Annotated in this window: 4 protein-coding genes; all 4 read right to left on the bottom strand. The window is 39.0% G+C overall.

Translation table 11 applies throughout. The features are described from left to right. A partial coding sequence (locus BFI01S_RS23830; protein WP_206700464.1) for a hypothetical protein occupies positions 1-225 on the bottom strand: 225 nt, incomplete at its 3' end. A 17-nt stretch (positions 226-242) separates the two neighbouring features. Beyond that, a complete protein-coding gene (locus tag BFI01S_RS21435; protein WP_012958829.1) occupies positions 243-443 on the bottom strand; it encodes a hypothetical protein in 201 nt (66 codons plus the stop codon). Next, positions 440-1,189, bottom strand: a complete 750-nt coding sequence (gene istB / locus BFI01S_RS21430; RefSeq protein WP_061794383.1) for an IS21-like element helper ATPase IstB — start codon at positions 1,187-1,189, stop codon at positions 440-442. Before istB ends, BFI01S_RS21435 begins: the two co-directional genes overlap by 4 nt. Beyond that, positions 1,179-2,741 (bottom strand): IS21 family transposase, encoded by a 1,563-nt coding sequence (gene istA / locus BFI01S_RS21425; protein ID WP_061794382.1) that lies wholly within the window; start codon positions 2,739-2,741, stop codon positions 1,179-1,181. Before istA ends, istB begins: the two co-directional genes overlap by 11 nt. Between the last annotated feature and the right edge of the window lie 145 nt (positions 2,742-2,886).

The following is a 2,886-nucleotide window of genomic DNA, read 5'->3' as shown; positions in this document are numbered from 1 at the left end:
TGAAGAAGGACATAGGTTAGCCCCACCTCTGCCATCTTTATGACCCACTCCGGACAAGATATTGATCCACTTATGACAGAAGTGATCCACAACCATATAAATAGTGAATCCAAAAAGTATTATTGGTGTAATCTTTCCGTATGAGTATTGAGCCAGAATGAGCCAGTAAGTGCCGGGGAGAGAGACAATAGTAGATTGATATAAAGCCATTGAAACCTGAAACATTCCAATGGCTGTTTGACTTATTTAAAGCTTTTACCGTCTAGTTCTTGATTAATTATCTCAAGAGACCAACGAACGAGTTCATCGTAGTCTAATTCCTCTTCACCTTTCCAAATACATGGAGGTAAGAGTTTTTCTTCCACTTTCCGCATTACTTCATCAGGTAAATACATGTGTAAAAAATACTTCGCTATACGGATTTCAACTTCTTCTGGGATCATTTTGATACCGCCAATCCGTGACGTTCTCTCATGGAGACTTCACCGTCAATAAGTATGGTGTAGGAATCGTGCACAATTCTGTCTAGAATGGCATCTGCCAGTGTACCTTCACCAATTTTATCGTGCCATCCTCTAGGATCAAATTGAGAACAAAAGATAGTTGACCCTTGCTGGTGGCGTGCTTCTACGATTTCAAGAAGATCTCTTGCCTCAGTCTCTTTTAACGGAGTTAATAGCCACTCATCTAAGATGAGTAGGTTTACATTCTTGTATTTTTTCATCACCTTTCTATAAGTTCCTTCTCCTCTTGCGATTGCTAATTCATCCAAGAGGTCTGGTAATCGAATATATTTCACTTTATACAACTGACGACATGCAGCTATGCCAAATGCACAAGATAAATAGGTTTTTCCATTTCCAGAAGCACCCATTAATATAATGTTGTGATGTTCTTCAATATAATTACCGGTTGCTAATCGTAAAATTTGCGCTTTATCAAGCTTTCTATCCGGATGATATTCAATATCCTCGATACATGCCTGTGTATCACGTAATTCAGCCGACTTGATCAGGCGATCAAGTTTATTGTTTTGTCTTCTGGACCATTCGATATCAACGAGTAACCCAAATCGTTCCTCGAAAGATAGTTCTTGGTATTCTGAATTTCTCAATTGTTCTCTTAATGTTTCTGCCATCGCAGTCATTCTCATTTCATTTAATTTTGTTAAAGTGTTATCAATTGTCATTATTATTCCCTCCGTAATAATCAGCGCCACGAGTAAACCCGTAAACGTTATCATTTTTTTGTGTGCTCAACTGTTTGCTTGTATCCTCTACTGGTAATTTGTCATGTCCTGTTTTTAGGATGGTTTGAATGCTTTTTAGTTTGGGTCTTGGCGTATAGGACAACACTCTTTCACATGCCTTCTCTATGCGTTCGATAGAGTATTTATCTGCTAGTTTCATTAATGCATAGGCAGATTTCAGGCCCTGCTTTTCAGTCGGATAAGATTCTAAGATTCTTTCAATGGTTAATAAGGTGGCAGGGCCAGTTGTAGCACCCCACTCTAATATAAATTCCTTATCAAATGATGCATACTTTCTATGGTCTCTAGGCATATGATCAGGAATAGTACTGAAATCTCCACCTGACTTATTTGATCTTTTATGCGAAGCAATTCGTATATTCTTATAAAATACTTCAATGATAGTCCTCGTTACTCGAACGTCTACCACATATTTGATATAATCATAGGGAACAGAGTAATAGTTATAATCCACTTTTATATGATAGTCAGGCTGGACAACGGTCTTTGCCCAGCTTGCGATCTCATAAGGTGAATGAGGCAGGGGAATCAATGCAAATCTTTCTTCCTCTAAAAATGCTTCCTGCCTATTCCCTTTTCTCTTTTGGAAAGGTTTTGTATTCACTACATCTAGTTTTTCTTTTATCGCTTTGTTTAGTTCAATCAAAGAAAAGAACTTTTCATTGCGAAGAGAAGCGATGATCCAAGTTGAGATATGACCAACATTACCTTCTACACTTGGTTTGTCCTTGGGATGACGTACACGTGCTGGGATAATAGTAGTCTGGTAAAACTCAGCCATTTCCTGATAGCTTTGATTAATAATAGGATCGGTACGGGAAGACTTTGTCACTCCTGTCTTTAAGTTATCGGGAACAATTATCCTCGTGACTCCCCCATAAAATTCAAAAGCATGAATATGGGCTGTAATCCAACTCTCTACATCCATGGATAAGAATCCTTCTACATACGCATATTGACTACATGGCAATGCAGAAACAAAAATATAAACAGGAGCTTCTTCTCCTGTTAGATTGTTCGTGATATGCATAGTTTGACCTGCCCAGTCCACTTCCATTTGTTCCCCAGGCTTTCTTTTGATGCGCATTGTTGCTTTGGTTTTCCTTGCATAGTCGTTGTAAAATCTACAAAACTGACGATAACTGTACGGAATTTCATCGTTTGCCCTGCACTGTAAAGAGTACTCGTCCCATAAAAGGGAGAGTGTTACCCCAGTTTTAGCCAATTCCTTATGAATATACTCGCCATCAGGCTTTCGACGATGGTCTGACGGCACCTTTTTCTCAGGGAATAAAATCATTTGTAGGTCTTGATCTGTCATGCCCTTTTCTATTGGCCACTGAATGTTCTTCTCTTCCGCTCGCCGAATTACTTCTCTAATTGTGTTTCTAGAATGGCCACAGCTCGAAGCTATCCCCCTTTGTGTAACTTCCTGCGCATGAAGCCTTAAGATTTCTCGATACTTAACCACAAAAAAACCTCCTATATAATAAATTTGCACAAATGTGCTCCTTCATTATATAGGAGGGTGGGTCAGTCATGTCTTAATTGGATCAAATTCATGTCCGAGGCGGATCAAAAAGATGGCACAACTGGTTCAATCGGATGACTGTAAT

The organism is Cytobacillus firmus NBRC 15306 (genome assembly GCF_001591465.1).
Lineage (GTDB): Bacteria > Bacillota > Bacilli > Bacillales > Cytobacillaceae > Cytobacillus > Cytobacillus firmus.
The sequence above is the reverse complement of the archived record's forward strand: the minus strand, read 5'-3'. Positions and strand labels throughout refer to the sequence as shown.

Coding starts and splice junctions, on each gene's coding strand:
- BFI01S_RS21435 (WP_012958829.1), bottom strand. CDS start 443: ATGATCCCAGAAGAAGTTGAAATCCGTATAGCGAAGTATTTTTTACAC.
- istB (WP_061794383.1), bottom strand. CDS start 1,189: ATGACAATTGATAACACTTTAACAAAATTAAATGAAATGAGAATGACT.